Origin of the sequence: Pseudomonas sp. ANT_H12B (assembly GCF_008369325.1) — a bacterium.
Taxonomy (GTDB): Bacteria; Pseudomonadota; Gammaproteobacteria; order Pseudomonadales; family Pseudomonadaceae; genus Aquipseudomonas.
The window spans coordinates 66436-93035 of the sequence record NZ_VOBI01000022.1; the positions used below are offsets into that span (position 1 = coordinate 66436).

Consider the following 26600-nt stretch of genomic DNA (forward strand, 5'->3'; position numbering starts at 1 on the left):
TCAATCCGCCTCGGCCGGCCGGTGTTCTTTGCGCAGCGGCTGGCGCATCACCGGGGCGGTCCAGACCTGGCTGCGGTCCTCGCTGGGCGGGCAACCGAAGCGGGCGCGATAGGTACGGGAAAAATGTTCCAGCGAACCAAAGCCTGAGCACGCCGCCACTTGCGCGACGCTCAAGCGTGTCTGTTGCAGCAAACTGTGGGCCTTGGCCAGCCGCAAAGTGATGTAGTACTTGAGCGGCGACAGGCCGGTCTGATGTTTGAATTGCCGCTCCAGCTGTCGACGCGAGAGGCCGACCTGGCTGGCAATTGCCTCGCAATCGAGCGGTTCTTCCAGTGCTTTTTCCATCAACTGCACCGCACGGCGAATCTTGCTGCCGTACAGGCCGGTGTTGGTCAGGCCGCCGTCGAGCTGATTGTCCGCCGGCGCACGCACATGGCCCATCAGCAGGTGCATGCCGATTTCCCGCGCCAGATCGTTGTCGATGCTTTGGCCGATCCAGCCGAGCAGCATGTCCAGCGTGGTCGTTGCGCCGGCGCAGGTCATGCGCTGACGCTCAAGTGTGTAGAGCTGCGGCTTGGCGTGAACGCGCGGATAACTTTCCTGAAACCCCTGAAGGTTGTCCCAATGCACCGCGGCTTCATAGCCGTCGAGTACGCCCGCCGCGGCCAGTAATTCGGTACCGGTTTCCACGCCCATCAGCACCGCACCGAACAACGCCTGTTTGCGCAGCCAACTCTTCAGCGCCAGGTTGCGGCTGTGTTTGTGCACATCGAAACTGGCGATCACCAGGCACACATCAAAACCCTGATCGGCCCGCAGGCCATCGTTCGCCACGGTGGTCAGGCCATTGCTGGCCTGCACGGGCTCACCGTCCAGGGACAACAGCGACCACTGGAACAGCTGGCGCTGAGTCAGCCAGTTGGCAATGGCCAACGGTTCCAGCACCGCCGCCAGACCAAAGTTGGAAAACGACGGCAACAGCAGCACGGCGACCCGCAACGGCGCGACCTCGCCGCGCCGCCAGGTGAAGCGGGTTTCGGAGGGCGCAGCGCTGTCAGGCGGTTGATTGCTCATGAGTGTTCTCTGCATACAAACATCATCGTTGCTGCGTCTGCCACTGTGGATGAATCCACACCGGCGCATCCAGGGCCGGCAGCGGCGTCCTACCGCGAATCATGTCACTGGCCTTCTCCGCAATCATCACCGTCGGCGCGTTGGTGTTGCCGCTGACGATCACCGGCATGATCGAGGCGTCCACCACCCGCAAGCCGTCGAGGCCATGCACGCGCAACTGCGGATCGACCACCGCTTGCGGGTCATCAGCCGGCCCCATCTTGCAGGTGCCGCTGGCATGGTAGCCGGTTTCCGTGACCTGTCTGGCCCAGGCATCCAGCGCTTCGTCGCTTTGTGCGCCGGGGCCTGGGACCAATTCTTCACCCTTGAACGCGGCCATGGCCGGTTGCTCGATGATCTCGCGCACCAGCCGCGCACCGGCACGCATGTCAGCTCGATCCTGCTCGGTTTTCAGGTAATTGAACAGGATGCGCGGCGGCTGTCGAGGGTCGGCGCTGTTCAGGGTGACGCTGCCCAGACTGGTGGGGCGCATCAGGTCGATGTGGATCTGAAATGCGTGCCCCGGCACCAGATCGACACTGCCGGGTTGCACCGCCAGCGGCATGAAGGTCAGCTGCAAGTCTGGATGTTCAACGCCGGCCCGCGAGCGGATAAACGCCCCGGCTTCGAAATGATTGCTCGCCGCCAGCCCATCGTGGGTGGCGAACCAGCGTGCGCCGATCCACCACTTGCCCGGCGCGGTGGTCCATGGATAAAGCGATACCGGCTGCTTGCACAGGTACTGCACGACCGTGTCCGGGTGATCGTTGAGTCGTTGGCCGACGCCGGGCAGGTCATGCTTCACGTTGATTCCCAGATCGCGCAATTCAGCCGCCGGACCGACGCCCGACAGCAACAACAGCTGCGGCGTGTTGATCGCCCCGGCGGTGAGCAACACTTCGCGTCGAGCGTGCGCTTGATGAGTCCCACCGTTCTGTTCGTACTCGATCCCGATGGCGCGCCGACCGTCGAACAGAATGCGCAACGCCAACGCATCCGTCACTACGCGCACGTTGCCCCGCGCCAACGCCTCGCTCAGATAACCGCGCGAGGTGCTCCAGCGACGCCCGGCGCGAGTGGTGCGATCGACCGGCCCGAACGCCTCCTGACGATAGCCATTCAGATCGTTGCTCAAGCCATACCCGGCCTCGGCGCCTGCTGCCAAAAAGGCTGCACACAACGGCGTTTCGGTATCGCCAGGGGTGACGTGCAAATGCCCCGTCGCCCCTCGGTAATCGTCCGCGCCGTCGGCATGGGTTTGGGCCCGCTTGAAGTACGGCAGCACCTGCTTATAACGCCAGCCCTCGCACCCTTGTTCGGCCCAACCGTCGTAATCCCGGGCATGGCCACGGATGTAAACCATGCCATTGATCGACGATGAACCGCCCAACGTCCGGCCTCGCGGTGTACCGATCCGGCGGCCGTCCAGATACGGTTCCGGCTCGGAGCTGTAGCTCCAGTTGTAGCGCGTACCGCCGACCACAATCCCCACCGCCGACGGCATGTCGATGGTCCAGCTCTTGTCCGCCGGGCCGGCTTCCAGCACCAGGATCCGCAGGCCTGAGTCTTCGCTCAAACGGTTGGCCAACACGCAGCCTGCTGACCCTGCGCCCACAATCAGGTAATCAAATTCATGATCGGCCATGATTCGCTGTGCTCCATCAATGAAAGGTTATGGCACAAAACCTGTGGGGGCGAGCCTGCTCGCGAAAGCGGTGTGTCATTCAGCATCAATATTGACTGATCAATTGCATTCGCGAGCAGGCTCGCTCCCACAGGGGCCTGCGTTGTACCGGCAGACTCAGATCGACGAAGCGCCGTGAATACCGTTGAACACCAACCGATGAAAGTGATGCACCAGATGCTCGCTTTCATTGCTGCGCTGGGCATCGATCATGTAACGGCCCTGGTCGTAACCCAGCGAATGCAGGCCTTTTTGCACGGAGATGTTCAGCGCAATGTCTTCCGGTCCCAGGTCCTCGTTCATCCACTTCATGCAGGATTTGCTGACAGCGGCGGTTTCGCTGTTGGTGGAGTAATAACCGAAGCGCAGCAGCGAGCGTTCGGCATCCAGCGGGATCATGATGAAGGAGCCCAGAAACTCCGAGAACGGGAAGGTGTAGAAGGTATTGTTCGGCCACATGCCGATGTTGAAAAAACATTCGTTCGGGTTAAGTTCGGGCTTCAGCGGTACGCCATAGGCTTCGGTCACGGACAGGTTGGCCGGGGCGATGTAGGTCCACCAGTTGTCGCGTTTGGTCAACTGATAGCCTTTGAAGTCGATCAGCTTGGCGAGGTCGATATGGCACGGCCCGGACAACTTGAAGTGATAGCCTTCGATGGAGTTGTCCATGATCACCTTCCAGTTGGCCGGCACAATCACATCCTGTTCCTCGATCAGGCGCATGTTCGCAAGGTCCGGAAACACCCGACGCATTTCCTCATCGGCACCCGGGAACAAATCCCGCAATGACGGCGCCGCCGGGTCGAGGTTGAAGTAGATGAACCCGCCCAGTTCCTCGGTGCGGACCTGCGGAATGTTGAACCGCTGCAACTCGAAGTTTTTCATCTTTTCGCAACGTGGCGCGCTGCGCAGGCTGCCGTCCATTTCGTAACACCACGAGTGATAGGCGCAGCGCACTACGCCGCCGGTGGTGCCGCGGCGTTCTTCGAGCAAGCGATTGCCGCGATGCTGGCAAACGTTGTGAAAGGCATGGATCTGCCCCTGACGATTCTTCGCCACCACCACGCTTTGATCGAATAGATCCGTGACCACGTACTGACCTGGCTCGGCGAACTCGCTGACGTGCCCGGCCACGTGCCAGGCGTGCATGAAAATGTTGTCGCGCTCGGCCTTGAACAGGGTCTCGTCGAAAAAGTAACGCGAGGGCAGGGTGAAGGCTTCTTCCGGGTCCTGATGGTCCCAGCCCTCTACGGGGCTCTGCTGTTTGCGGGTTTGGAAGTTTTGCATGGCGATCTCCACAGTGACTGGCCGCACGGCACGGCAACTTGTTCTGGGAGTTAATCTATGGCGCGGGGAGGGGGCAGGATTGATGGATTGCGACCAGTTGGCGAGGAAAATTATCAAGCGGTTGTTTGCTCTGATCGGCTGGACAACGGCTTGATCGTTGGCCTTTGTCAGATATTTTTTTCCATAAATCATCCTGATAGGATCGCCCCCAACAACGCAGCCAATGCGTTGTCTCCCAACTAACAACAGACCCACACCTGATTGCGCCCGAATCGGTGCGATGCGACGCGGCTCGTCCGCTGGAAAGGAAGAAGGGTGCTCGAGGCGCACGTGCTGGGGCGACTGTGCAGCGCGATCTCTGCATTGTTCTCCGGCCCCGGGTTTCACATCAGCCCTATCGACCTTCGGCCATCGACGTATCGCTGTCGCGGATCAGCCGCGAAGACAAACCCTGTGTGAACGTGGCCATCGCCGCCACCACCATGAAGCTCAATCCGAGGTTTCTCCTGGCGTGCCAGAAAATCGCTGAGCTGACGTTGCGAGTTTGAGAAGGATCGCCATAAAGCTGAAAAGCACGTTAAGCAGCGTCTCGATCAACTCGCGAACGGGCGCGCGGTGTTGGCCGGATTTGGCCGGCTTTCACCAGGACAGCGTCGTCTACTGTCGGATAAAGGGCGCCCGGCCGCGCCTGGTGGCGCCTATCACCATGATCTGTGGCGAAGATGATCTGGAGCCGACCACACAGAATTTCATCGTCCTGGCCTTGAAGTTGGGTCGCCAATACCGCAAAGAGTGATCGTGGGTTTGGTTTCCAGTCTGGTCATTTCGCTTGTCCGGCGAGCCAAAGACCGGCGGTCACGGGAATCCGTTGCTTCCGGTTAATAGGAAGCATTACTATTCGCGCCCCGTCTTCACAGCACACCGCAATGACTCCCAAATTGCCCCGCAGACACGGCTTTTTCGAACATTACGAAGAGTTGGTTGGCACTTGGACCCGTCGCCTGAGAAATCGTCAACAGGCCGAGGACCTGGCCCACGACACCTTCGTGCGGGTGCTTGAGTCCGATTCGTCGGCGGTCGAGCAACCTCGGGCGTATTTGCACCAGACCGCGCGCAACATCGCGGTGGATGGTTATCGGCGTGAGGATCGGCGGGGCGCCATGGAGTCGGAGGCGATTGATCACAGTGTGTCGTCGTCCGGCGACCCGGAGCATTTCATGCATGCGATCCAATTGGCTGATTCCATCGAACGGGCGCTCACCGAGCTGCCGGTCAACTGCCGCAAGGTGTTCGTCTGGCAGAAGATCGAAGGCCTGACCCAGGCTGAAATCGCCGAACGCCTGGGACTGTCCAAGAACATGGTCGAAAAGTATATGATCCGCACCTTGCGGCATCTGCGCGACCGCTTCGACGGACTGCACCCATGATCGGCCGCGCCTTCTCATCCCCAGCCAAACAGGAACTTCCATGATGGATACTCGTGATTGTGCGTGCGGGCAAACAACGGTTCGCGACGACGCGGCGCGGTGGTTTGTGCGTTTGCAGGAGCCAGCCGTGGACGTCGAAGAGCACCGGCGTTTCGAGGCCTGGCTGGACGAGCACCCTCAACATCGCGAAGAATTTCAACTGCTTCAGGACCTGTGGTCGGCGGCTGATTTGCTGCCTGCCAAGCGTCTGCAAGCCTTGTGTGAAACCTCGCCGGCCCGTCGTAAACGTCAGCCGCTGGTGCGTTATGCAGTGGCTGCCAGTGTGCTGGCCGTGGCGCTCGGGTTGGGGCTGTTCAGCGGTTTGAATCATCCGGCGACTTACACGGCTGAATATTCCACCGCGCTGGGCGAGCGCCGCCATGTCGCCTTGCCGGATGGCTCGGTGATCGATCTGAACAGCCGCAGCCGGGTGCAGGTGCGGTTTGAAAAGGATCGGCGCGGCATCGAGCTGACCGAAGGCGAGGCGATGTTCAGTGTCGAACACGACACCCGTCGGCCGTTCGTGGTCGAGGCGGGCAACGGCAAAGTCACGGTTACTGGCACGCGGTTCGATGTGCGTCGCGACGCCACCGAAACCCGGGTTGCGGTGGAGCAGGGTACGGTCAAGGTTCAAGGTCAGGGCGCTGATTTCATCAGCCTCACCGCTGGCCTCGGTACGAGAATCAATGCCCAGGGCCAGGTCGCCGCTGCGTACGCGGTCAATCCGGCGGAACTGACCGCTTGGCGCAGCGGCAAACTGGTGTTCAACAACGCCAGCCTTAGCGACGTCGCTGCTGAAGTCTCGCGCTACCGCGAGAAGCCACTCACGGTCGGCAACGACAAAGTGGGCAATCTGCGCCTGACCAGCGTGTTCAAATCCGACAATACCGACGCGTTGCTCAAGGCCTTGCCGAGCATTCTCCCGGTGGCCGTGCGCACCCTCGATGACGGCAGCCAGGAAATAATTTCAAAATAGATTCAGGTTTTTTTCGAGTTGATCGTCTTCCTGTCTAACTGCAACTGGTTTGCATTAACAAGCGCACACTCTTGCGATCCACAGGACTACGTTCGACGTGAATAAATCCACCGCTAAAAACAATAAATCAACCTGGCTGCGCCTTGCTCTCGCCTTGGCCGTCAGTTCGGCGCTGCCCCAGGCATTCGCTGCCGACGCCATCCATATCCAGGCGCAGCCGTTGGGTCAGGCCTTGAGTCAGCTGGGTCAGCAAACCTCGTTGCAGGTTTTTTTCAGCCCCGAACTGGTCGCCGGCAAACAAGCCCCGGCGGTGGATGGCAACCTCTCGCCAGAAGAAGCGCTGCGCCAGTTGCTGCAAGGCAGCGGTCTGCAATACCAGATCGATGAAGGTTCGGTGACGCTGATGCCCGCACCGACTTCCGCTGCCAATGGCCCGCTGGAGCTGGGCGTGACCGACATCAAAGTGGTCGGCGACTGGCTCGGCGACGCCGATGCCGCCGTGGTGCAGAACCACCCCGGCGCACGTACGGTGATCCGCCGTGAAGCGATGGTCGAGCAGGGCGCGATGAACGTCGGCGACGTGTTGAAGCGCGTGCCCGGTGTGCAAGTGCAGGACGCCAACGGTACCGGCGGCAGCGATATTTCTCTGAACGTCGGCGTCCGTGGCCTGACTTCGCGCCTGTCGCCACGCTCCACCGTGCTGATCGACGGCGTGCCGGCAGCGTTCGCGCCTTATGGCCAGCCGCAGCTGTCGATGGCACCGATCTCCTCGGGCAACCTCGACAGCATCGACGTGGTTCGCGGCGCCGGCTCCGTGCGTTATGGGCCACAGAACGTGGGCGGCGTGATCAACTTCGTGACCCGGGCGATCCCGGAAAAAGCCTCCGCTGAAATCGGCAGTACGCTGGAAACTTCCCAGCACGGCGGCTGGAAGCACATCGATACCGCCTTCGTCGGCGGCACCGCGGACAACGGCGTCGGCATGGCGCTGTTGTATTCGGGCGTGAACGGCAATGGGTACCGTGAACGCAACAATGGCAATGACATCGACGACGTACTGCTCAAGACCCACTGGGCACCCACCGATGTGGACGATTTCAGCCTCAACTTTCACTACTACGACGCCAAAGCCGACATGCCCGGCGGCCTGACCCAGGCGCAATACGACGCCGATCCGTTTCAGTCCGACCGCAACAATGACAACTTCAGAGGACGCCGCAAGGATGTTTCGTTCAAGTGGACACGACAGATCGACGACCGTACCCAGGCTGAAGTGCTGACGTATTACACCGATAGTTTCCGTGGCAGCAACATCGCCGCTCGCGACCAGAAGACCCTCGGCTCCTTCCCGCGCACCTACTACACCCTCGGCATCGAACCGCGGGTGTCCCGTGTGTTCGACGTCGGCCCGACCACCCAGGAAGTCAGTGTCGGTTATCGCTACCTCAAGGAAGCCATGCACGAACAGGCGAGCCGCCTGGCGCTGGTCAACAACGAGCCGGTGGTGCGTCCGGGTTCGGACGGCCATGTGTACCAGGATCGGACCGGTGGCACTGAAGCCAACTCGGTGTATGTCGACAACAAGATCGATGTCGGTAACTGGACCATCACTCCGGGTATCCGTTTCGAACACATCAGCACCGACTGGCACGATCGCGCCGTGCTCGACACCGCCGGCAGGCGCGTGCCGGAAAAGAACCGCAGCATCGAAAGCAACGAACCGCTGCCGGCGCTGAGCGTGATGTATCACATGTCCGATGCCTGGAAGCTGTTCGCCAACTACGAGACGTCGTTCGGCAGCCTGCAATATTTCCAGCTCGGTCAGGGGGGGACGGGTGACGACACCGCCAATGGTCTGGAGCCGGAAAAGGCCAAGACCTATGAGGTCGGCACGCGCTATAACAATGATGTGTGGGGCGGCGAAGTGACGCTGTTCTACATCGACTTCGATAAAGAGTTGCAGTACATCAGCAACGATGCGGGCTGGACCAACCTCGGCGCGACCACGCACCAGGGCATCGAGGCATCGGTGCATTACGACATGGCGGCACTGGACCCTCGGCTCGACGGTCTGACCGCCAATGCCGGGTTCACCTACACCCGCGCCGTCTACGAAGGTGAGATTCCAGGCTTCAAGGGCCGTGACCTGCCGTTCTATTCGCGCCAGGTGGCGACCGCCGGCCTGCGTTACGACATCAACCGCTGGACTTACAACCTCGATGCCTTCGCCCAGTCCAAACAGCGCTCGCCGGGCGTTGCCGTGAACGCTGACGGCAGCTTCACGGGCAACTACATCACCGAAGGCACCGCGGACGGCCAGTACGGCGACATCCCCGGTTACGTGACCTGGAACGTGCGCGGTGGCTACGACTTCGGTTCACAGCTGTCGAACCTGAAAGTCGGCGCCGGGGTGAAAAACATCTTCGATAAGCAGTACTTCACCCGCTCCAGCGACAACAACTCGGGGATGTATGTCGGCGCGCCGCGCACGTTCTTTGTGCAGGCCAGCGTCGGGTTTTGATAGACCCGGGTGGATTCATCGCGAGCAAGCTCGCTCCCACAAGAATCTTCAGCGAATGCAGGATCTGCATACGCTGAAGCCCCGCTCCCACAGGGTTTTTGGTGAACACACTATCTGTGTGCGACGCCGGTCACCCTGTGGGAGCGAGCCTGCTCGCGAAGCTTTTCAGACTTTCAACACTTTGCCGCCAATGGCCACCGCCACCAGCAACACCGCCATTAACCCGAACGCAAAACTCAAACTGCTGCCGTGGGCGATAAAGCCGATCACGGCCGGGCCTGCGAGAATCCCTGCATAACCCAGCGTGGTAATGGCCGGCACCGCGATGCTTTCGGGCATGACCGTCTGTTTGCCAACGGCGGTGTACAACACCGGCACAATGTTCGAACAACCTGCGCCTACCAGCGCATAACCCACCAGCGCCGCCTCCCAACTCGGTGCGAAGGTCGCCAGGAACAGTCCCGCTGCGGCCGTCAGCCCGCCAAATACGATCACCCGTGTAGCGCCGAGGCGTCGCACGATGGCATCGCCGGTCAAACGCCCGATGGTCATCGTCAGTGCAAACGCGGCGTAACCCAGCCCCGCATAGGCCGTGTCGATCCCGCGCTCCTGCGCCAGGAACACCGCACTCCAGTCGAGCGCCGCGCCTTCGGCGAGGAACACGATGAAACACATGCCGCCAATGAACAGCACAATGCCGTGGGGAACGGCGAACGCCGGGCCCGAACTTTCGCTACCGTAAGGCAACAGGTGCGGCGCCGCCTTGAACAGTGCGATCAGCAGCAACACGATCGCTACCAGCGTCGCACCCAACGGCGAAACCCCAAGGCCGAGCAAGGCGCTGACACCCGCCGCACCGACAATCCCGCCAAGGCTGAACATTCCGTGGAAACCCGACATCATGGTCTTGCCACTGGCGCGCTCGACGATCACCGCTTGCAGGTTCACCGTCGAATCCACCGTGCCCAGACCCGCACCGAAGATGAACAACGCCGCGATCAGCGCCGGAATCGAAGACACGGTCGCCAACAACGGCAGGGCCACGCAGATCAACAAGGTACCGCCGGTCGCCACCCGGCGACAGCCGAAGCGCGTAGCCAGAATCCCGGCCATTGGCATCGCCAGAATCGAGCCCACCCCCAGACACAACAGCAGCAAACCGAGCGTCCCTTCATCCAGCCCGGCCCGAGCCTTGGCGTAGGGCACCAGCGGCGCCCAGGCGGCAATGCCGAAACCTGCGATGAAGAAGGCAATGCGCGTGGACATCTGTTCCAGGCGCCCGGGAACGACGGGTGGCGGGGTGCTGATGACGGTCATGAAAAATCCTTGGTATTGCGGGTAACTGACGGCTTGCGGGTCAACATCCTTGCATATCAGCCAGCCTGCCGCGACCTCGAAGGTTTTCCACGACGGTTAATCCAACGGTTTAAAACGTCCCTCGCGTTTCGCTGACCGCGCCGCTGATGAAACTGACATTGGGGCCCGGCTGCCAGCGCACAGGGTCAGACGGCTCGTTGCTGCGCACGATGCATTTCCATTCGATGCCTTGATTCGCGGGCAAATCGATGGCGCCTATCCAACGGTTTTCTTGTGAGTTGCGGGTCAAGGCAATGGCATGACCCGGATCCCATGCCCCCAGTTCGAGTGACGAGCCGGCGGCATAAACGTTTTGGCCGGGATAGGTACTGGCATAGTCGCAGGTGAAGCGAACGCTGACGGGCGGTTGTTCGGGAGCCGTGGTCCAGATCCGGATTTTGCCGCCATCCCAGGTCAGTGCCTGTTGGGTCAGCCTTTGGGGAAGTTTGGTCAAATCCGAATCCAGCGCGATCACCAGGCTTTTACGGGTACCTGTCGTCGTTGCAACCAGCCCGGAATACTGAGGCTGGAAGCGGATCGGTGAGTCAGCCTTGATACCGGCCTCCTTGCGAATTGCGATTAATTGGCGAATCAGGTCGCCACGTTGCCAGTCATACATGTCTGGCCAGTAGATCGCCGGTGTCCCCGGCGTGCCAAGGATGTAAGCGTAAGCCTGGTTACGCAGTGCTTCGGCCAGCGGCCAATGACGTTGTCCCCGATAGAGCCCCGGCGAGGAACCCGTGTCATGGTTGTCGACGAAGGTCACGGCGATTTTGCGCCAGGCTGGATTCGGGTTGCCATTCAACCCGTGCCTCCATTCAGCAATCGAACCGTTCTGCATGCGCTCCTTGAGGGCGAAGTCGAACACCGTGCAGCGCGAGCGATCAGACCAGTCCTTGAGTGCATCCTGCCAACCGGCCTTACTGCGCCAATCGTTGTCGGGGTATTCGCGGGGGCCTTTCCACAATTCACCGACACAGAACTGCTGATCCCCGAAAGCCTGCATCCACCGATCGACTGTTTCCGGTGCATAGCCTCTGACAAAATCAAAGCGCAGGCCTGTGGCACCGTACTGGTCACGCAGATTGATGAACTCCTTTTTGAAGGTTTCGAATACCTGCGGGTTATGGGTATTGAGGTCGGCAGCGCCATCCATGAAGGCGTCGCCTTCATCGCACTCGGCACAATCGTGACGCCACTCTTTGCGGCCTCTTGGAAACTGCGATTCGACGACATTGCTGTCGTTCATGTGATTGGGCACCACGTCGTAGACTATCTTCACGCCCGCACCCTTCAACGCCCCGGCAGCTTGTTGAAGTTGTTTATCGGTGCCGTAATCGCTGTTTTTGTCAAAACTACCCCAGAAATAACCTTCGCCTCCGCCGGACGTACCTTTGCGGCTGTCGACCCAGCTGGAACGATCTTGCCAGGGTGGAGGCATCCAAATGGCGGTAAAACCGTCCCGGCCGATTTGACCGGCCGTGTGTGTCAGTACCGAGTACCATTTTTCGGCGGCATCGCGACTGGAGTTCCAGTGAAAGCCCTGCAACAGAATTTCTTCCCCGGTACCGTTGCGAACGGGGACGGTTTCATCGGCGATCGCCACACCGTTCAAAGTCAGGCCAATCAGCAGGGACAGTACGGAAGTCTTTTTCATGATCGTCACCGAACGATTGATTTCAGGTCCACTCTGGGTTTGGTTCGGCTAGCTGTCTGCTGTCATAAATGACAGGTTGCATGGATGACTTCGCAATAACGATGGGGATGTTAATAACTGGATTGTTTAGGCCCGACTCCCGGGCGGTATTTCATCGCCGGGCTTTGACGCTAAAGTACGGGCTCTTTTCTGGCTGATTTCAGGAGCGCTTCATGACGCCGTTCTACGATGCTCGAGGCAATATCTACGCTGTGGTGGCGCCTGACGATGTGCGCCGTAGCGGTATCGACCTGCCTGAACAGACCAGCCACGCGGCGCAAAGCCGCGAGAGGTGGGCGTTGTCGGCCATTCACGCATTCTGTGGCTGGGCTCCCGGGACACAACCGCCCGGCAGCAAGGCGCGTCGCTGCGACGGCTTGCTGGTCGGACCGTTCCAGGCGGCGCCGTCCTTTGACCTGCTGATCGTCAACACCGACGGCACGTTGGCTGAGCGTAGCGGCAACGGCCTGACGATTTTTTCCCAAGCGCTCAGTGAACAAGGGTTGCTGCCTCGGGACGCGGCTTGCCTGCTCAGGGTTCATCATGACAAGACTGATGTTATTTCACCGGGCGAGACGTCCGTGAAACCGGCGCAGGTCGAAAGTGTGCACGGGTTTTGGCTGGACTTGGGCAAGCCTTCATTCGGGCCGGGTGCGGTCAGCGCTGAAGGAGTTGAAAGCATGGCATTCAACGGGCGCGAGCTGAGCCACGTGCAGCCACTGGCGTCACTTGATGCCGCCTGGACGCGCAGTCAATTCGTGCGGGTCGGCAATCCGCATTGCGTGACCCTTGTGGATAACGCGGCTGCCTTACCGGGCAATGAGCAGATGCGCGAGCCAGGGTTGTCCGAAGGATTGACGCGCATCGCCTATGCCAGGCCGACCGGGGCAGGGCAGCCCTGTCCGGCGGGTGTCAATCTGCAATGGGCGATGCTGGAGTCTGAAGGGCGAGTCGTTGCGCGGGTGTTCGAGCGTGGTGAAGGGCCGACGGCGTCATCGGGCACCAGCGCCAGTGCGGTGGCCTGCGCGGCGTGGCGGGTGGGATGGGTGGCGGCGGGGGAGGTGAGCGTGGTGATGCCCGGTGGTACGGCGCCGATTTTGTTGGAAGAGTCTGATGGTGAGTTGAGTCGGGTCAGCCTGTTTGGTACGGCTCGATTGGTGGGTTGATAGTTAGATCGCTTTCGCGAGCAGGCTCGCTCCCTCAGGGGATTGCGAACGACACAAAACCAATGTGGGAGCGAGCCTGCTCGCGAAGGCGCCAGTCCAGTCAACGAAGAGTTCAGCCCTGATCGCCAAAAAACTCCACCACCGGCATCGTCCTTTTCATCAACACCATGCCATCGCGAACCGAGTACAGCGGCAAGCCCTGGCTGCGGATGACCTCGTAATCACTGTCCGCCGACAGAATCAGCAAATTCGCCGGCCGCCCGCGTTCCAGTCCATAACGATCACCCAGTGCCAAGGCCTTGGCGCTGTTGTCGGTGACCAGGTCCAGGGCACTTTGCAGGTTGCGATAACCGAGCATGTGGCAGATGTGCAGGCCGGCTTCGAGTACCCGCAATATGTTGCCGTTGCCCAGCGGATACCACGGGTCGACGATCGAATCCTGGCCGAAACACACGTTCATGCCCGCTTCGAGCAGCTCGTTGACACGGGTCACGCCACGGCGTTTCGGGAAGTTGTCGAAGCGCCCTTGCAGGTGAATGCTTTCGGTGGGGCAGGACACAAAACTGATCCCCGAATGCCCGAGCAGGCGAAACAGTTTGGCGCAGTAAGCGTTGTCGTAAGAGCCCATGGCCGTGGTGTGGCTGGCCGTCACTCGCGAACCCATGTCGCGGCTGCGGGCCTCTTCGGCCAGCACCTCAAGGAAGCGCGAGTGCGGGTCGTCGGTTTCATCGCAATGCACGTCCACCAGGCAACCGGTGCGCTCGGCCAGGTCCATCAGGAACTTCACCGAACTCACGCCCTGATCGCGGGTGTACTCGAAATGCGGAATGCCGCCGACCACATCGGCGCCCATGCGGATCGCTTCTTCCATCAGCTCCCGGCCGTTGCGGTACGACTCGATGCCTTCCTGCGGGAACGCAACGATCTGCATATCGATCAGGTGACGGCTTTCCTCGCGCACTTCGAGCATCGCCTTGAGCGCGGTGAGCTGCGGGTCGGTGACATCGACGTGGGTGCGCACATGCTGGATGCCGTGGGCGGCGAGGGTCTGGATGGTTTTCTTGGCGCGGGTCTTGGTGTCTTCCTCGGTGATCGTCACCTTGCGCTCGCCCCAGCACTCGATGCCTTCGAACAGCGTGCCGCTCATGTTCCAGCGCGGCTCGCCGGCGGTGAGCGTGGCGTCGAGATGGATGTGCGGCTCGACGAAGGGCGGCACCACCAGATTACCGCCAGCGTCCAGGTCGTCGGGGCCCAGAGTCGGGGCTTCGGTCTGACGGGCGATGTTGCCGATCAGGCCGTTTTCCAGGTGCAACTCATGCAGGCCTTCTTGGTTGCGCAGGCGGGCGTTGATGATGTGCATCAGGCGAATCCTTTTATAGATCTTGTAGTGGTGCGTTGGCGGTACGGGCACCCAGCACGCCGGTCAGTAACACATACGTTAGCGCGGCAGCGGCAATCCCTACCAGCGGCGCGACCCAGGGCGAACTGAATGCGGCAACGGTGCCGACGGCATAAGCGCTCAACCCGGGCCAGTTGAACGCTGGCAACCGAGCATCGGCCAGACGTGGATATTGACCACGATACCGGTAGAAAAAGTCCGCCATGATCACCCCGCCAATCGGCGGAATCACCGTGCCCAGCAGGATAAGGTAGGGCACGAGCAGGTCGTACATGCCCAGCAACGCGAGCAGCGTGCCGATCACCGCGCCGGCGAGGGTCACGGTTTTGCGACGGCCGGTGCGCAGCAGGTTACAACCGGCGACGGCGAAGTTGTAAATGGTGTTGTCCTGGGTGCTCCAGATGTTGAGCAACAACATCGCCATCGCCGCCATGGCGAAGCCTTGCAACAGCAGCACTTCGACCACGTCCGGTTGCTGGTAAACGATGGCCCCGTAGGCTCCGATCAACACCATCAGGCCGTTGCCGATGAAGAAGCCGATCAGACTCGCCAGCACCGCGACCCGGGCCGAGCGGGAGAAGCGTGTCCAGTTGGTCGCCTGGGTTGCGCCACTGACGAACGTGCCGAACACCAGGGTAATCGCAGTCGACCAATCCAGGGTTCCCGTCGGGACTACCGCGAGCAAACCGTCGAGCCCGCCGACCTTCACTGTGGCAACCCACATCGACAGCATCAGCAGCAACATCATCGCCGGCACCGCGATGTACGACAGAATTTCCAAGCCGCGATAACCGACGTACGCGGTTGCGCAAAAAACCAGTCCGAACAGCACCATCAAGCCGAGCACAGTGCCCTCGCTCAACTCGAAATACTTGCCCAGCACCACGGCGGCGGTGGCCGTGCCCCAGGCGTACCAGCCGATCTGGGTGAACCCGAGGATCAAGTCACTGAGCTTGCTGCCTACCTCTCCAAAGCAGAAGCGCCCCATCAGCACCGAATTGAGGCCGCTTTTGAAGGCAATGTAACCCAGACCTGCGGCGTAAATCCCCAGCAGCAGATTGCCGACGATAATCACCGCCATCATCTCGCCGAAACTGAACGCCACCCCGAGCTTGCCGCCGGCAAACATGGTCGCGGTAAAAAAGGTAAAACCCAGCAGCACCATGGCCGTCGAGGCCAGGCCCTTGCGGGCATGCATCGGGACTTCGCTGAGGGGGTAATCGTTGCCGGGATTGTGCTGCGTCATGGGGCGTTCCTTGCTGAATGAGTGACGCGGGGGCGTGTTGCAGTGGTCGTGCCAAGCGTGGGGAGGTGTAGTTATTTATAGCCGAGCGGGGGAATTTGGCTTGAGGAAGGCTCGATAGCGGTGCGGCAGTGATGCAAGTTGGAACACTGCCGTTGATCGTTCCCACGCTCTGCGTGGGAATGCCTCAATGGACGCTCCGCGTCCGCTTCGGCAGGGACGCGGAGCGTCCCGGGCTGCATTCCCACGCAGAGCGTGGGAACGATCGTCATTTGTGTAGCGGCAGAAACCGCAGGAGCGCCGCGACAATCGCTTCCGGCGCATCTTCCTGAACCAGATGCCCGGCATTCGGAATCGCCTGAAACCGCGACCCCGGGATCATCTGATGCAACGCCTGCCCGCGTTCAATGGGAATCCACTGATCGTCTTCCCCCCACAGAATCTGCACAGGACAACGAATCGTCGGGTACAGCCCTTCGGCCTCACGGGTATAACGCTCATCCATTTGCGCGATCTGCCGGTAAAACGCCGCTTGCCCCGGATGACCCAGCCACGGTTGGACGTAGGGCGCCAGCTCATGATCGGGGATCTCGCGTTTGATCGCCCCGCGAATATAGGTCGGCACAATCGCCCGCTGAATGTAATCGGGCAGACCGCTGAACGCCGCCTCATGCTGGCGCACATGCTGCACAAACGGCGAACCCCAGGGCGTCAGCGCCACCGGATCGATCAACGTCAGGCTGCGGTAATCCTTGCCGTTCAACAGATGGGCCCGCAGTACGGTGGCGCCGCCGAAATCGTGGGCCACGACGTCCGGGCGATCCAGACCCCAATGCTCGAGCAGTTGGGACAACAGTTCGTTCTGCACACCCAGGGACACATCGCCCTCGACTTTCTCCGATAGCCCGTACCCCAGCAGATCGAAGTAGTGCACCCGGTGCGTGGTGATGAAGTGCGGCGCAATCCGGTGCCACACGTAAGAAGAGAAGGGCGTGCCATGCACGAACACCAGCGGCGGGCCGTCGCCCCGTACGGCGTAGCGAACGGAGTACCCGTTGAAGCGATAGGTCTGAGCCAGCGGCCAGTCAGTCATGGGTTGTGTCCTCTTGGCGTGTCCGAGCCAAGAATCATAGGCATAAAAAAACAGCCATTGAAGGCTGTTTTTTTATTTACTGACGAAACGCGCTTCCCTGTGGGCCCCCACAGGGATTTTGTTGTCCGTAAGATCTGATTACTCGCCGTGATAGATGCAGCCGCTGGTGCAGGTCTCGTGGATGCGGATCGCGCTGAGTTCCGGCAACAGAGGCTTCAACTCATTCCAGATCCATTTGGCCAGCACTTCACTGGTCGGATTTTCCAGGCCAGGAATGTCATTCAAATAGTTGTGATCCAGACGCTCATACAGCGGCTTGAAGATCGCCTTGATTTCCGAGAAGTCGCGGATCCAGCCGGTGTGCGGGTCGAGGTCGCCGCTGAGGTGGATGGCTACTTTGAAGGAGTGGCCATGCAAACGACCGCACTTGTGGCCGTCCGGCACGTGGGGCAGGCGGTGGGCGGATTCGAAGGTAAATTCTTTGAAGATTTCCACAGTGGTTTGAGCTCTGTCAGGTGGCGATCGCCGCAGCGATGTGGGCAGGCGGCGAGTTTAACAGTTTGCGTTTGGGGTTGCGGAAAAACACTGACTAAAGGGTCAGCAAGCGCTCGCCGAGATGACCGTTGGCGGCCAGTTCGAGGAACTCATCGCCCAGTCGACGACTTTCCTCCATCGTTGTACGCCAGTATTTCTGCCGGCTCGGGGCATCGCCCATGAAACGCTTGAAGTCGTTACGGTCCGGCAGTTTGCCGTAGGGCAGGCGCGACAGGTATTCCTTCGATGGCGCCAACAGCAGAACATCTTGCAAGCGCGTCGGGCAGGCTCGGCGCCACGGCAGGGTTTTGTCGAACCAGCCGGGAATGACCCGGTCGGTGAAGTGCGGGTAGAGCACGATGTCGTTGCCGCTGTAAGGCAGGTCGAGGTGATAGTCCAGCAAACCGCCGTCGCGGAACGTCCCCACGCCTGCGCCCGGCAGGTCACGCACGCCCTCCATCACCATCGGGATCGAACCCGAAGCGAGTAACGCCTGACGCAGGTTGCCGGCATCCAGCGCAACGAAGCGCGACGGGAAATCGTTCAGTGCATGGACCGGGGGCGCCAGGCGCGGGTCGTGGATGATCAGCCGCTCGAAGTGCCGTGCCAGCCGCGCACGGCCGCGCAGGTTGTCGGCGATCACCGATGACAGGCCCAGTCCCAAGCGGCCGCGATGATCATCGGCCAGCAGGCCGTGGCTTTTGACCACCATGATGTTCAGTCGGTAATGGGCGTTGTCGAGGATCGAGGCATCGCGGCCGTCGAGCAATTCATCGAGCATGCGCCGGGAGCTCTGGCTGATCTGCGCCATGGTCACGCCTTTGGCGAAATTTTGCTCGGTGTAGAGATGGCCGAGGCGGCGGAGGCCTTCGGCGGCATCCGGCAGGCAGGCACTGGCGAAGCGCCAGGAACCCACCGACGCGCCAATCAGTGAGCGCTCCCGCGGTGCGGCCGGCAGCCATTCACCGAACAGCGCCAAGTCCAGCCCTTGAATCCCCAGCGCCTTGGGGCCACCGGCGGCACCTGGCAGCGTCCCCACTTCGGCGGCGTTCAAACCGTTTTCACGGATGCGCGCATAGGCACGCGGGCCGGCCTTGAGGGTCAGGGAAGGGAACTTGATGTGGATGGCGGTCATACCGATCTCGAATGCAGGCAAGCGGGGGATTATAGACATGCACGGTCATTGTGGGAGCGAGCCTGCTCGCGATAGCGGTGTATCAGTCGGTATTAATGTGGGCTGACATACCGCTATCGCGAGCAGGCTCGCTCCCACAGGTTTTGTGTATGCCTGCGATGTCGTGTTGCCATCTGTAATGATGGCAATTCAGTTTCAATTAAGTTCGCCCCGTTAAGGTGCACTCCGTAGGCAACACATAAAAAAATACGGAGACACCCCATGAAAACCCTGACTGCCCTGTTCACCGCATCCATCATCGCCATGACCGCCAGCATCGCCCACGCCCGCGACCTGGGCCCCGACGAAGCCCTGAGGCTGCGCGACGCTGGTACCATTGTGTCTTTCGAGAAGCTCAACGCTACCGCTCTGGCCAAACACCCAGGTGCAACCATCACCGAAACCGAGCTGGAAGAAGAGTACGGCAAGTACATCTACCAGGTGGAATTGCGCGACCCGCAGGGCCTTGAATGGGACCTGGAATTGGACGCTGTCAGCGGGCAGGTTCTTAAGGATCATCAGGATACGTAATGAAGGTGCTTTCTTTTTCAAACCGGCGCGCCAGCGGTCACCTGCTGCTGGCGCTTCTGGCTTTTTGCTCGGTCGTCATGGCCCGCGACCTGGATCAGGATGAGGCCCTGCACCTGCGTCAGCAGGGCGTGATCCTGCCGCTGGAGCAGCTCTTGCAGCAAGCGCTGGACCGCTACCCGGGGGCCAAACTGCTGGAAGCCGAGCTTGAAGAAAAACACGACGTCTACATTTATGAAGTCGAGCTACTGACCGCCGAAGGGGTGGTCCGTGAACTGGACCTCGACGCCATCACTGGCCAGTTACTGAAAGACAAGGAAGATTGATCGATGCGTTTGCTTCTGGTGGAAGACCATGTGCCGCTGGCCGACGAATTGATGGCCGGCCTCAATCGGCAGGGCTACGCCGTGGACTGGCTGGCCGACGGCCGCGATGCGGTGTATCAGGGCAGCAGCGAACCTTATGACCTGATCATCCTCGACCTCGGTCTGCCGGGGTTGCCAGGGCTCGACGTGCTGACTCAATGGCGTTCCGGTGGCCTGGCCACGCCAGTGCTGATCCTCACCGCTCGCGGTTCCTGGGCCGAACGGATCGAAGGTCTCAAGGCCGGTGCCGACGATTACCTGACCAAACCTTTCCATCCGGAAGAGCTGCACTTGCGCGTCCAGGCGCTGTTGCGCCGTTCCCATGGCCAGGCCAACCAGCCGACGCTCAAGGCTGCCGGGCTGCATCTGGATGAAGGTCGTCAGTGCGTGACTCGTGACGGCGCCGACATTCAGCTCACCGCCGCTGAATTCCGCCTGTTGCGTTATTTCATGCTGCACCCCGAGCAGATTCTGTCCAAAAGCCACCTTGCCGAACACCTCTATGACGGTGAAACCGAGCGCGATTCCAACGTGCTTGAAGTCCACGTCAACCACCTGCGGCGCAAACTCGGTCGCAGCGTCATCGAAACCCGTCGCGGCCAGGGTTACCTGTTCGGCGGGCAAGCCCAGTGAGGTCGATCCAGCGCCGCTTGAGCCTGGGGCTGATCAGCGTGATGGTGATCGTCGGCCTGGTGCTGGCGCAGACCAGCCTGTGGCTGTTCGAAATGGGTTTGCAGCGCTACCTCGAAGCCGGGCTGCGCAACGACAGCGAAAACCTACTGGTGGCGCTGGTGCGTGGGCCGCAGGGTTTGCAGCTGGATGAGCGGCATCTGTCACCGGCTTATCAGCGACCGTTTTCCGGGCACTACTTCCGCATCGATTTTGCCGACAGTCATTGGCGCTCCCGCTCGTTATGGGATCAGGAACTGCCGCGTCTCGACCATCCCGGCCTGCACAGCAACTTGCAACTGGGGCCGGAAGGCCAACAATTGCTGGTGCTGCGTTCGGACTATCGACGGCTCGGCCAATCGATTTCGATCAGCGTGGCCCAGGATTACACCCCGGTGCGCGAGAGCTTCCGGCGTATGCAGCAGGTCGGTCTGGGGCTGGGTTTGGCGGGGCTGCTGCTGATTCTGCTGTTGCAACGGATCACCGTGCGCCGCGCCTTGCGACCGTTGGAAAAGGCCCGCGAACAGATCGCCCAATTGCAGCAGGGCCAACGCTCGCAACTCGATGATCAGGTGCCGGTGGAACTGGAACCGCTGGTGGCGCAGATCAACCATTTACTGGCCCACACCGAAGACAGCCTCAAGCGTTCGCGCAACGCCTTGGGCAACCTCGGTCACGCCATGAAAACCCCGCTGGCGGTGTTGTTGAGCCTGGCCTCAAGCGAGAAACTCGACGCCCATCCCGAATTGCGCAAGGTGTTCCTGGCGCAGCTTGAGCAAGTGCAGCAACGGCTCAATCGCGAACTCAACCGCGCCCGGTTGTCCGGCGATGCGCTACCGGGCGCGCTGTTTGATTGCGATGCTGAGTTGCCGGGGTTGCTGGCGACGTTGAACATGATTCATGGCGAACATCTTGAACTCAGCTACCGCGCACCTGCCGGGTTGCAGTTACCGTGGGATCGGGAAGACTTGCTGGAACTGCTCGGCAACCTGCTGGACAACGCCTGCAAGTGGGCGGATGCCGAGGTTCGCTTGAGTGTTGTCCAGACAACTGAAGGTTTTCAGCTAAGCGTGGAAGACGATGGCCCGGGGATACCCGAACACCAGCGCGATCAGGTCTTCAGCCGAGGGACACGGCTTGACGAGCAGACGGATGGGCATGGGTTGGGCTTGGGCATCGTGCGCGATATTGTCGACACCTGGGGTGGGGTGTTGCGGTTGGAAGAGAGCGAGTGGGGTGGGTTGAAGGTTGTCATCGAACTTCCCAAACGCTGAGCTCAATGATCATTCCCACGCTCTGCGTGGGAATGCCGCCAGGGACGCTCCGCGTTCCGCTTCGGGATGTGACGCAGAGCGTCACGGGATGCATTCCCACGCGGAGCGTGGGAACGATCAGTCGTAGAGCGTGGGAACCATCATTTACACGCGAAACTGATCCATCAAGCTCTGCTGCTGATTCGCCAGGCTATTGAGCGACTGACTCACCTGCGCCGATTCATTGGCCTGGCCCGACAGCGACTCAGTCACATCCCGAATCGTCGCGACGTTGTTGTTGATCTCCTCAGCCACGGCGCTTTGCTCTTCCGCCGCACTGGCAATCTGCAGGTTCATGTCGCTGATCACCGTCACCGCGTCGCCAATCTGGCGTAGCGCAGTCACCGCCTGGCTGACCTGCTCGACGCTACCCTGAGCCTGACGATGGCTGTTGTTCATCGAACCCACCACCTCCTGAGTGCCACTCTGCAACTGCTCGATCACCAGGCGGGTTTCTTCGACAGACTCCTGGGTCCGGCGCGCCAGATTGCGCACTTCATCCGCCACCACGGCAAAACCACGACCGGCTTCACCGGCACGCGCAGCCTCGATTGCGGCGTTCAGCGCCAGCAGGTTGGTCTGTTCGGCAATGGCACGGATCACTTCCAGCACCGAACCGATTTTCTCGCTGTTGGCCGCCAGACCTTCGACTTGAACCATTGCTGCGCTCATGTCGGCGGCGAGGTTGCCGATGCTGGTGGTGGTGCGGTCGATCACGGTCAGACCCTGACGGGTCGCCTGATCCGCATCCCGCGCCGCTTGTGCCGCTTGCGCTGCGCTGCGGGCGACGTCTTGCGCGGTGGCACTCATTTGGTGGGACGCGGTGGCGACCTGATCGACCTGACGGTATTGCTGTTCCATGCCGGCGCTGGTCTGCGTGGCGATGGCGGACGACTGGTCCGCCGTGCTGCGGGCGTCCTGCACCGAGCGTTTGACCTCGGCGATGATCGGTTGCAGCTTGTCGAGGAAACGGTTGAACCAGCCCGCCAACTGGCCCAGTTCATCCTGCTTGTCGTAGGCCAGACGGCGGGTCAGATCGCCTTCGCCGCTGGCAATGTCTTCCAGCATGTGGGCCACGCCGAGGATCGGCCTGGTCACGCTTCGAGCCATCAGCCACACCAGCAACAGGCCAATCAAGGCGGCCAGCACACCCAGGCCGAGTTCGACCAGGGTGCCGGCGGTGTTGCTTTCATCCAGTTGTTTTTTCAGTGCCTCGGCAGGGCCGACCAGAACTTTCTCCGGCACGTCGAGCAACACGCCCCATGGCTTGCCGTCGGGAATCGGCTGGAACGGTGACAGCACTTTCAACTGCTGGTTGCTGCGCAGGCTTTCGGTTTTGGCATTGGAGGCGAGCATGCGAATCAGCTCGGCCCCGTTGGTCTTGTCCACTGCGTCCAGACGCTGGCTGAGTTTGCTGGCGTCCGGGCTGTAGCCGGCCAGCAAACCGACCGGGCTGATGATGCTGACGCTGGTCTGGCCGTCATAAAGTTTTTTACTGGCGCCCTGACTCATTGCCTGCAGGCTGTTGAGGTTGATGTCCACCGACAGCGAAGCAATGACCTTGCCGTTGACCATCAACGGGAAAACGATGCTGGTCATCAGCACGTTCTGGCCATCAATCACATAAAAGTACGGTTCGATCACGCACGGCTTGAGCGTGGTACGCGGGCAGGTGAACCAGGCGTTGGCCGCCTCGCCGCTGGGGCCGGTGCTGGTGTCGGCCATATCGCTTTCGGGCAGTGGCATGGAGGTCAACTGGCCTGGGGTCGGTTGCGACCAGTACAAGGCAAAGCGGCCCTTGTCATTGCTGCCGACTTCGCTCTGGCCGGCGAACAGTTCGTCCTTGCCGTCCAGCGCATTGGCTTCGAACACCAGGGACAGGCCGAGCAGGTCCGGGTTGGCTTGCAGGGCCGACTTGACCTGATGGGTCAGGTCTTCACGCAGGTCGAAGGCATCGAGAAAGCGCTTCTCGGCCTGGTCGCGCAGGAACAACACCTGACGCGAAATGCCATGGCCGTATTGATAGGCGTCCATGAACTGCTGGCGAATCACCAGCGCCTGGTTTTCACCTTGGGATTCGATCCGGGCCTGGGCCGCTTCAGTGAGCATCTCCATGCTCGAGGCTTTCACCATCTCGGAGCTGTGCTCCATGCGATAAAGCGAAAGACCCACCAGCAGGGTCACGATGCCAGCGAGGCAGAGCCCGGCCAGCAGGGTGATTTTCCATTGAATGGAAAGTTGTCTGAGCGACATGGAGACGTCCTTTATTCAATAAATATCTGAGACTCAGCACTGTAACGGCCGTGATAGGGCTTTCTTTATCCATCTGAACAAATAAGAAATCACACAAAACCTGTAGCAGCTGGCGCAGCCTGCGTTCGGCTGCGCAGCAGTCGTAAACCTGTGCTTGCGGTGCGTCTGGAACACAATGGCGCCTGAATTCACGAGTGCTGCGCAGCCGAACGCAGCCTTCGGCAGCGGCTACAAGAGGCCGGGTTGGCTTTGACAAGGCGGCAACGGTCCGGCACAGTGCGCGCCCTCTAATAAAACCCATTCCTTAATCCGCTGGCGGCTCTTCGCAGACTGCCGGTCGAACTCATTCCGTTTGCCTTGAGGTAACGATGATTAATGCTGTAATTGCCGCGGTCGGCATCATGCTGATACTCAGCCTGTCCCGCGTACACGTGGTGATCGCGCTGATCGTGGGCGCGTTGGTGGGTGGCTTGACCGGTGGCCTGGGCATCGATGCAACACTCAAAGCCTTCAACAGCGGCCTCGGTGGCGGGGCGACGGTGGCGTTGTCCTACGCCTTGCTCGGCGCGTTTGCGGTGGCGATCGCAAAGTCCGGTCTGGCGCATGCCCTGGCCGACAAAACCCTGGCGATGGTCGACCGCCAGCACGCCAGTGGTGGTAGTCAGGTCAAATGGCTGCTGATCGGTTTGCTGTGGGTGGTGGCCATCGCTTCGCAGAACATTCTGCCGATACATATCGCCTTTATTCCGTTGCTTGTGCCGCCGCTTTTATACGTGCTGACCAAGCTGCAACTGGATCGCCGTTTGATTGCCTGTGTCATGACGTTCGGTTTGATCACGCCGTACATGTTCCTGCCCGTGGGCTTCGGCAACATCTTTCTCAATGAAATCCTGTTGGCCAACGTCGCCCGCAGTGGCGTGGACATCAGTGGCATCAACGTTACCCATGCTATGGGGATTCCGGCATTGGGCATGGTCTTCGGTCTTGCGGTCGCGTTTATCAGCTACCGCAAAAAACGCGTCTACGATCTGGAAAAGATCGAGCGAGTCGAACAGGTCGCGGTGCAGTACAACCCGCTGAGCCTGATGGTCGCCGGCCTGGCCATCGCGGCGGCGTTTATCATTCAGCTGTTGCTGGATTCGATGATCATCGGCGCGCTGGTGGGCTTTTTGATCTTCTCGGTGTCGGGCATCGTCAAATGGCGCGATACCGATGACCTGTTCACCGAAGGCATGAAGATGATGGCGATGATCGGCTTCATCATGATCGCCGCGTCCGGATTTGGCGAAGTGATCAAAGCCACCGGGCAAGTGCAAACCTTGGTCGAAACCTCGGCTTCGTGGATCGGCCATAGTAAAGCTGTTGGCGCATTGCTGATGTTACTGGTGGGCTTGTTGGTGACCATGGGCATTGGCTCGTCGTTTTCCACCGTGCCGATCCTGGCGGTGATTTTCGTGCCGCTGTGCGTGCAACTGGGTTTCAGCCCGCTGGCGATCGTCAGCATCGTCGGGACTGCCGGCGCGCTGGGGGACGCCGGTTCGCCCGCCTCGGACTCGACCCTGGGCCCGACCTCCGGTCTGAACATCGATGGCCAGCATCACCACATCTGGGACACCGTGGTCCCGACCTTCCTGCACTACAACCTGCCGTTGCTGGCGTTTGGCTGGGTGGCGGCAATGGTCCTCTAAACACATTTCCCTTGTGGGAGCGTGGCTTGCCCGCGATGAACGATTACGCGGTGTGCCTGATAAACCGCGGCGCCTTAATCGCGGGCAAGCCACGCTCCCACAATGATCGCGTTCAACTTTTGCCTTGGCGTGCCGTTAAAGCCTTTAACCACGCCAATAAAATCAAAAGAGTGAACCGTCATGCGCATGAGCCTGAAGGCTAAAGTCCTGTCCCTTGCCGTCCTCCCGGTGCTGCTCTTTGCGCTGGTCATCAGCCTGACCACGTTGTTCATTCTGCAGGAACAGGCCCGCAAGGAAGTCGAGGAAACTCGCCAGCGCCTGCTCAGCGATGCCAAGGCAACGCTGCAAAGCTACGTCGCCGTGGCCATGACCACGATCAAACCGCTCTACGACGCGGCAGCCCCCGGTGATGACGCAGCGCGGGCGCAAGTGGTCAAGTTGCTGTCGAGCATCACTTACGGCAAGGACGGCTACTTCTTCGGCTACGACTCCAACACCGTGCGCCTGTTCAAGGCCAACAGCCCCGAAGGCGTGGGCCAGAGCTTCAAGGACAATCGCGATCCGAACGGTGTTTACGTCAACCGTGACCTGGTAAAAGTCGCCAAGGACGGCACTCACTATCTCCAATACAGTTCGCCATTGCCCGGCAACAACCAGGTGCTGGTGCCCAAACTCGGCTACACCGAATACTTGCCGAAGTGGGACATGGCGGTCGGCACCTCGGTCAACCTCGACGGCATCGAAGCTCAGGTAGCGGTGGTTGAAGCCAAGGTTCAGGAACGCATGCAAGGCGTGGTGCTGAGCATCGTCGGGATTGCCGCCGTGTTGCTGTTGGTCATCGCCGCCGCCGGGATGCTGTTGGCCAACACTATCCTGCGTCCGCTGAACCTGATGAAAGCCAACCTCGACGACATCGCCGCGGGCGAAGGCGACCTCACTCGTCGCCTGAGCATCACCAGCCAGGATGAGCTCGGCGAACTGGCCGGTTCGTTCAACCGCTTCGTCGACAAGATCCACGGCCTGGTGCGCCAGATCACCGAAATGACCTCGCAACTGACCGGGCTGGTGAATCAGGT

General features: G+C 60.6%; 21 protein-coding genes and 2 pseudogenes. 11 read left to right on the forward strand and 12 right to left on the reverse strand.

Features of this window, described 5'->3' with window-relative positions; translation table 11 throughout:
- The 3 genes from FQ185_RS26060 to FQ185_RS26075 form a co-directional block, all read right to left on the reverse strand.
- Positions 1-1074 (reverse strand): GlxA family transcriptional regulator, encoded by a 1074-nt coding sequence (locus FQ185_RS26060; RefSeq protein ID WP_149419957.1) that lies wholly within the window; start codon positions 1072-1074, stop codon positions 1-3.
- A gap of 22 nt (positions 1075-1096) precedes the next feature.
- Positions 1097-2758, reverse strand: coding sequence for a choline dehydrogenase (locus FQ185_RS26065; RefSeq protein ID WP_149419958.1), 1662 nt, complete (start codon positions 2756-2758; stop codon positions 1097-1099).
- Between the two features lie 156 nt (positions 2759-2914).
- Positions 2915-4084: an aromatic ring-hydroxylating dioxygenase subunit alpha gene (locus FQ185_RS26075; RefSeq protein WP_149419960.1), complete on the reverse strand. Its 1170-nt coding sequence runs from the start codon at positions 4082-4084 to the stop codon at positions 2915-2917.
- Between the two features lie 344 nt (positions 4085-4428).
- On the opposite strand from FQ185_RS26075, the gene FQ185_RS26080 reads away from it, so the two are divergent.
- The 4 genes from FQ185_RS26080 to FQ185_RS26095 all read left to right on the forward strand — a co-directional run bounded on the left by FQ185_RS26080 (position 4429) and on the right by FQ185_RS26095 (position 9047).
- Positions 4429-4632 (forward strand): hypothetical protein, encoded by a 204-nt coding sequence (locus tag FQ185_RS26080; RefSeq protein ID WP_149419961.1) that lies wholly within the window; start codon positions 4429-4431, stop codon positions 4630-4632.
- Between the two features lie 378 nt (positions 4633-5010).
- The gene (locus FQ185_RS26085; RefSeq protein ID WP_149419962.1) at positions 5011-5511 is read left to right on the forward strand and encodes a sigma-70 family RNA polymerase sigma factor; all 501 of its coding nucleotides are present in this window, start codon (positions 5011-5013) and stop codon (positions 5509-5511) included.
- A gap of 40 nt (positions 5512-5551) precedes the next feature.
- On the forward strand, positions 5552-6526 hold the full coding sequence (locus FQ185_RS26090) for a FecR family protein (RefSeq protein ID WP_149419963.1): 975 nt from the start codon (positions 5552-5554) through the stop codon (positions 6524-6526).
- Between the two features lie 97 nt (positions 6527-6623).
- Positions 6624-9047: a TonB-dependent receptor gene (locus FQ185_RS26095; protein ID WP_149419964.1), complete on the forward strand. Its 2424-nt coding sequence runs from the start codon at positions 6624-6626 to the stop codon at positions 9045-9047.
- A 165-nt stretch (positions 9048-9212) separates the two neighbouring features.
- Here FQ185_RS26095 and FQ185_RS26100 read toward each other — a convergent pair whose 3' ends face one another.
- Together FQ185_RS26100 and FQ185_RS26105 are read right to left on the reverse strand one after the other, a co-directional pair.
- A complete protein-coding gene (locus tag FQ185_RS26100; RefSeq protein ID WP_149419965.1) occupies positions 9213-10364 on the reverse strand; it encodes an MFS transporter in 1152 nt (383 codons plus the stop codon).
- Positions 10365-10473: 109 nt separating this feature from the next.
- Positions 10474-12060 carry a glucan 1,4-alpha-maltotetraohydrolase domain-containing protein gene (locus FQ185_RS26105; RefSeq protein ID WP_149419966.1) on the reverse strand — a complete coding sequence of 529 codons (1587 nt, stop codon included), beginning with the start codon at positions 12058-12060 and terminating at the stop codon, positions 10474-10476.
- Between the two features lie 212 nt (positions 12061-12272).
- On the opposite strand from FQ185_RS26105, the gene FQ185_RS26110 reads away from it, so the two are divergent.
- Positions 12273-13265, forward strand: a complete 993-nt coding sequence (locus tag FQ185_RS26110) for a diaminopimelate epimerase (RefSeq protein ID WP_149419967.1) — start codon at positions 12273-12275, stop codon at positions 13263-13265.
- 112 nt (positions 13266-13377) lie between these two features.
- Here FQ185_RS26110 and codA read toward each other — a convergent pair whose 3' ends face one another.
- The 5 genes from codA to FQ185_RS26140 form a co-directional block, all read right to left on the reverse strand.
- Positions 13378-14625: a cytosine deaminase gene (gene codA, locus FQ185_RS26115; protein WP_149419968.1), complete on the reverse strand. Its 1248-nt coding sequence runs from the start codon at positions 14623-14625 to the stop codon at positions 13378-13380.
- Between the two features lie 13 nt (positions 14626-14638).
- Entirely contained in the window at positions 14639-15910 is a 1272-nt protein-coding gene (codB, locus tag FQ185_RS26120; RefSeq protein ID WP_149419969.1) for a cytosine permease, read from the reverse strand.
- Positions 15911-16175: 265 nt separating this feature from the next.
- Entirely contained in the window at positions 16176-17000 is an 825-nt protein-coding gene (locus FQ185_RS26130) for an alpha/beta fold hydrolase (RefSeq protein WP_149419971.1), read from the reverse strand.
- 138 nt (positions 17001-17138) lie between these two features.
- A complete protein-coding gene (queD, locus tag FQ185_RS26135) occupies positions 17139-17495 on the reverse strand; it encodes a 6-carboxytetrahydropterin synthase QueD (RefSeq protein ID WP_003179697.1) in 357 nt (118 codons plus the stop codon).
- A gap of 94 nt (positions 17496-17589) precedes the next feature.
- Positions 17590-18669 (reverse strand): patatin-like phospholipase family protein, encoded by a 1080-nt coding sequence (locus tag FQ185_RS26140; protein WP_149420001.1) that lies wholly within the window; start codon positions 18667-18669, stop codon positions 17590-17592.
- Positions 18670-18930: 261 nt separating this feature from the next.
- Here FQ185_RS26140 and FQ185_RS26145 point away from each other — a divergent pair, with 261 nt between their 5' ends.
- Genes FQ185_RS26145 through FQ185_RS26160 form a run of 4 tightly spaced genes read left to right on the forward strand, consistent with a single transcriptional unit; the run spans position 18931 to position 21544 of the window.
- Entirely contained in the window at positions 18931-19239 is a 309-nt protein-coding gene (locus tag FQ185_RS26145; RefSeq protein WP_149419972.1) for a PepSY domain-containing protein, read from the forward strand.
- A complete protein-coding gene (locus FQ185_RS26150; protein ID WP_149419973.1) occupies positions 19239-19562 on the forward strand; it encodes a PepSY domain-containing protein in 324 nt (107 codons plus the stop codon). The genes FQ185_RS26145 and FQ185_RS26150 overlap by 1 nt, the downstream gene beginning before the upstream one ends.
- A 3-nt stretch (positions 19563-19565) precedes the next feature.
- Complete coding sequence (locus tag FQ185_RS26155; protein WP_149419974.1) at positions 19566-20234, forward strand: response regulator transcription factor; 669 nt, start codon at positions 19566-19568, stop codon at positions 20232-20234.
- Positions 20231-21544 carry a sensor histidine kinase gene (locus FQ185_RS26160; RefSeq protein ID WP_149419975.1) on the forward strand — a complete coding sequence of 438 codons (1314 nt, stop codon included), beginning with the start codon at positions 20231-20233 and terminating at the stop codon, positions 21542-21544. The genes FQ185_RS26155 and FQ185_RS26160 overlap by 4 nt, the downstream gene beginning before the upstream one ends.
- A 144-nt stretch (positions 21545-21688) precedes the next feature.
- On the opposite strand, the gene FQ185_RS31205 is transcribed toward FQ185_RS26160, so the two are convergent.
- A complete protein-coding gene (locus tag FQ185_RS31205) occupies positions 21689-22444 on the reverse strand; it encodes a methyl-accepting chemotaxis protein (RefSeq protein WP_371926684.1) in 756 nt (251 codons plus the stop codon).
- A gap of 102 nt (positions 22445-22546) precedes the next feature.
- A pseudogene (locus tag FQ185_RS31210) lies at positions 22547-23836 on the reverse strand (HAMP domain-containing protein); the annotation flags it as partial.
- A gap of 371 nt (positions 23837-24207) precedes the next feature.
- Between FQ185_RS31210 and FQ185_RS26170 the strand changes: the two are divergent.
- Together FQ185_RS26170 and FQ185_RS31215 are read left to right on the forward strand one after the other, a co-directional pair.
- Entirely contained in the window at positions 24208-25524 is a 1317-nt protein-coding gene (locus FQ185_RS26170; protein ID WP_178113605.1) for a Na+/H+ antiporter family protein, read from the forward strand.
- Positions 25525-25710: 186 nt separating this feature from the next.
- Positions 25711-26481: pseudogene (locus FQ185_RS31215) on the forward strand (cache domain-containing protein); the annotation flags it as partial.
- Between the last annotated feature and the right edge of the window lie 119 nt (positions 26482-26600).